The following is a 4,540-nucleotide window of genomic DNA, read 5'->3' on the forward strand; positions in this document are numbered from 1 at the left end:
CGTGCACGGTCGGGTCAGCCGACCGCGGTGAGCGTGAGCACGCCCGTGTACGACCCGGCGGCCGTGTCGAGCGGGAGGCCGAGCGTGAGCGCCGCCTGCACGGTGACCTCGCCGGACGGGGTGCCCGCGGGCGCCGACGCGAGCGTCGACCCGGACGCCAGCCCGCCGGACGCGCTGGGCGTGAGCGCGGGCCCGGCGGCGGCGACCGCGCCGCTCACCCCCGGGGTCCAGGCGAGCCGCGACCCGCTGAAGGTCGCCCGACCGTCCGCCGTGGCGAACGTGCCGGTGCGGCCCGTGATGGACCAGCCCGTCGACGCCGGGCGGGTGTCCTTGACCGTGATGGCCGGCAGCGCACCCGTGGCCGTGAAGCCCGCCTCACCGGCGACGGCCGTGCCGAGGGACACCGCGCCGTCGCCGGCCACGGTCCAGGTGAACGCGCCGGGCTCGGGCTCGACCGGCGCCTCGGGCACCGTCACGTCGACCTCGAGGTCGCCGTCGAACAGCACGGGCACGAACAGCTCGTGCGCCGCGTTGGCGGCCGCGCCGCCCGCCGCGTAGACGTAGACGCCGTAGGTGCCGGTGGCGGCGGCCGCCCGGGTGACCGTGAGCTCGGCCGTGAAGGAGCCGTCGGCGCCCAGCACGACGAGGTTCGGCGCCTGCGTCGGGTAGTCCGTGCCGACCTGCGTGTACGACGGCTCGGGGATCGCCCACTTCTGGCTCGTCACGGGGCGCGCGGAGCTGCCGGCGCCCGCGGACGGACGCCAGACGTCGGCGAAGCGGCCGAACGTCACGTAGACGCCCGACGGCGCCCCCGCGGCGACCGGCGGCCGGCCGGCCGTGTTGACGTTCGCGGCCGGGTCGAAGCCCGTCCCGCGGACCGTGACCGTGGTCGAACCCTCGGGGTCGAAGCCCGCGGTCTGCGACAGCTCGATGCGGGGCTCGAACGCGGGCGCGGCGGCGTCCCGCTGCGCGGTGACCGTGAAGTCGTCGAGCGCCGCCCCCTCCTGCAGGAAGTCCTGCAGCGCGGCCGCGCCCGCCGCGGTGAGCGTCACGCCCGTGCCGGTCACCGTGACCTCCGACGCGGACAGCGTGACGTCGACGTCGGCGACCTGGCCGAGCGTGACGTCGTCGCCGCCGTAGGTGCCGGCCTGGTAGCCGAGGTTGTTCTCCGGGATGACGACCGACAGGTCGCCGACGACGCTCGCGACACCGGCCACGACGCGGATCTCGACGTCCTTCACCGTCACGGTGAACGCGTGCGACGGGAACGCGAAGACCGCGCCGCCCGAGGTCGCGACCGTGAGGTCGTCGGCGCTCGTGACGCTGCCCCCCGTGACGGGCAGCGTGTACGGCAGCGTCTCGTTGGGCGACGACGCGCTCTCGGGGAACGCGGGCGTGCCCGCGGTGTCGAACTGGGCGGGCGCCACGAGCGTGATGCGCTGCCCGACCGGCAGGGCCCCGATCGGGGGCATCGCGGCGGTCTGGCGGCCGACGTAGTTGCGGAACGACTCGCGGAAGCCCCACTGGAGGGTGCCTCCGGTCGGGTCCCCGGGTGCGGCCTGCGCCGCGCTGCCGAGGGCGACCCCGGCGGCGGCGGTCGCGAGCGCGACGAGCCCGGCGACGGCGGCGCGGGCGCCGCGTGTGCGTGCTGTGTGCATCATCTCCCCTTGCTGGACGTTGCTGCTGCTGGACGTTGCTGCTGCTGGACGTTGCTGTTGCTGGACGTGGTGCTCGTTCCGGACGTGGTGCTGCTGACGTCCGTCGTCCGGCCCCCCGGGCCCGGACGTGGGGCTCGCGGCCCCTCCTCCCGCGGCGTGCGCCTCGGGTGCTAGCCCCGGCCGGGCAGCACGAGCCACCCGCGCCGGAATCCCACGAGCGCGCCGGCCGTGCCCAGGAGCACCCCGGCGAGACCGACGGTGGCGCGCGCGCCGTCCCGCGCGCGGGCGGCGTCGCGACCCACGAGGTCGGTGCGCGCCCCCGAGAACGTCGCCGTCGCGGGCACCGCGAACGCCGCCGGTCCCTGCGCGAGCGCGGGCACCGCCGCGAGCGGCGACGAGGCCGCGCGGGACGCGACCGTCCGTGCCGGCGCGGCCGGCTGGGCGGGCTGGGCCACCGCGCCCGACGGCGGAGCGACCACCGCGGGTGCGGTCTGCTCGCCGTCGACCGCCGAACCGGCGCGCAGCCGCACCGTGACGGGTGCGGCGACCTTGCGCGGGTCCGCCTCGCCGCCGGTCGCGAGCCAGTACCCGCTCTGCCCGGTGAGCGTCTGGAAGTCGAGGAAGGACGCGGGGAACGCGCCCCAGTACGGCTCGTTCGCCGGGGTGCGGGCGCTCTGCCCGTGGTCTCCTGCCTCGACCCCGACGTACCGAGGCGTGGTCACCAGGCCGCTCGCGGTGAGCTCACCGGCACGGACCCGCAGGTCGGCCAGCACGGCACGCCGGGGCGGGACCGGCTCCCACGCGGACGCGTCGTCGCGCGACGCGGCGTACCCGCCGAGGGTCGCCGTGAGCGTGCCGGTGCCGTCGGCCGCGACGCGCAGCTGCGGGTCGGACGCCCACCAGTACGTGAGGCCGCCGTAGTAGACGACCGAGAACGTGCCCGTCCAGTCGACCTGGAGCGTGCCCGCGTCGAGGTCGGCGACGCCCGTGCCGCCCCGCAGCGAGACACGCGCCTGCGACACCGCGTCACCGCCGACCGGTCGCCCGTCGGGGGTCTGGCAGCGGGTGTCCCAGGACGCGACGCGACCGTCCGGCGAGCCGTCGGGCACCGTGACGCGCACGGCTCCGTCCGTCGCGCGGTACAGCCCGTCGGCCGCGGTCCAGACGCGCGAGCCGCCCGCGTCGCCGGTCGCGCCGGGGCGTCCGGCCATGAGGAAGTGGCACCCGCCCGCGTGCGCGCGGCCACCCGACTCGGCGTTCAGGCCCCACAGCAGCTCGGCGTCGGTGAGCACGCGCGTGCCGGTCCCGAGCTCGGGGACGGTCACGGTGATCTCGACCTGCCGCTCGCCGGCCGACGCGGACGCGGGTGCCGCCGATGCCGCGGCGGGGAGCAGCAGCGCGGTCGCGAGGGCCACGAGCGCGCCGCGGGCCGCGCGTATCCGGTGCCGTGCGGCGGTCACCGCGCACCTCCCGTCGTCGCGGCGGCCGGGTCGGGCGACGCGAGGCCCGCGTGGCCCGCGTGCACGGGTACGGCCGGTGACGCCGCGACTACCGCCGGTGGCGCCGCGACCGGGACGAGCGGTGCCGTGGTGGCGGCGTCCGGCGCCGGACCGGAACGCGGTGCCGGCGCTGCGGCCGGTGCAGGGTCGGGCCGTGCCGACGCTGCGGCCGGTGCGGGGTCGGGCCGTGCCGGCGCCCGGCGCGCACGCCGACGTCGGGCACCGGCCACCGCGGACGACACCACGACCGCGAGCAGGACGAGCGCCGCGACGCCGACCGCGACCTCCTGCCACGTCGGGCCGGTCGGCGCGGCGTCGGCCGCCGCCTCGGCGGCCTCCTGCGCGGAGACGAGCGCGGGGTCCTTGGTCGCGGTGAACTGCGCCTGCGGCGCGGCCCCGGACGCGGCGCCGCGCAGCTCCAGCACGTGCGTGCCGGTGCGCAGGTCGGCGGGCAGCTCGACGAACCCGGCGACCTCGCCGTGCGGACCGGCGGCCAGCGGGCCGACGGCGAGCCGGCCGTCGTCGACGGAGCCGACGACCTGCTCGCCGGGCAGGAACCCCTGCCCGGTGAAGCTCATGGCACGCCCGAGCACCGCGGTCGCCTGGTCGACGCCGAGCGTCGCGGCGGCGGGGTCGACGACCGGCACCTCCTGCGCGGCCTCCTCGGCCGCACGCGCGTCGTCCGTGGCACCGGCGGCCGGCGCGGCGGCGGGGGCCGCCGAGGCGCCCGCGAACGTCACGGGCGTGAACGTCTCGTTGGCGGCGTTCTTGACGCCGTGCGCGCCGATCGTGATGACGCCGCACGTGACCTGCAGGCAGTCGACCGTGGTCGACGCCCCGGACCGGTCGACCGTCGCGAACCGGGCGCCGGGCACGACGAGCGTCGTGCTCCACGTGCCGTCCGCCTCGACGACGCCGCCGTTGGCGGCGGCGGCCGTGTCGGAGCCGGGGAACGCGACGAACCGCTGGTGACCGGCGTTGTCGGCGCTCTCGCTGTCCGGGACGTACCGCAGGTCGTCGCCGGTGACGCCGCCCGCGGACGGGCGCCACGACCCCGAGACCCAGCCGAACATCACGTAGATGCCACCGAACCCGCCGCTCACGGACTGGAAGCCCGTGCCGCGCAGCGTGAGGGTCGTGGGGCCGGACGGGTCGGCCGCGGCGCGGCCGTCGGTGCCGGAGACCTCTACGCGCGCGGCCGCCTGCGCCGGGGCCGCCCCGACGACACCGCCCGCGAGCGCGAGCATCGCAGCGGCGAGCGCGCCCGCGAGAGTCCGCACCGGTGCGCCGGGCCGGGCGGCGTGCCGGCGTCCGCGCGGGCGTCGCGCGGTGCGCACGTCGGTGGGGGCGTCGGGGCGGGTCGTCATGGTGTGCTCACCTCGG

At 78.0% G+C, this 4,540-nt stretch carries 2 protein-coding genes and 1 pseudogene; all 3 read right to left on the bottom strand.

The features are described 5' to 3' along the window. Positions 1-14: 14 nt before the first annotated feature. Positions 15-1,658: an HtaA domain-containing protein gene (locus ATM99_RS14640; protein ID WP_150118312.1), complete on the bottom strand. Its 1,644-nt coding sequence runs from the start codon at positions 1,656-1,658 to the stop codon at positions 15-17. A 170-nt stretch (positions 1,659-1,828) separates the two neighbouring features. Beyond that, the gene (locus ATM99_RS14645) at positions 1,829-3,118 is read right to left on the bottom strand and encodes a hypothetical protein (protein ID WP_062103607.1); all 1,290 of its coding nucleotides are present in this window, start codon (positions 3,116-3,118) and stop codon (positions 1,829-1,831) included. After that, positions 3,115-4,540, bottom strand: a pseudogene (locus ATM99_RS14650) (hypothetical protein); the annotation flags it as partial. The gene ATM99_RS14645 and the pseudogene ATM99_RS14650, both read right to left, overlap by 4 nt.

This window comes from Cellulomonas sp. B6 (assembly GCF_001462455.1).
GTDB lineage: Bacteria > Actinomycetota > Actinomycetes > Actinomycetales > Cellulomonadaceae > Cellulomonas.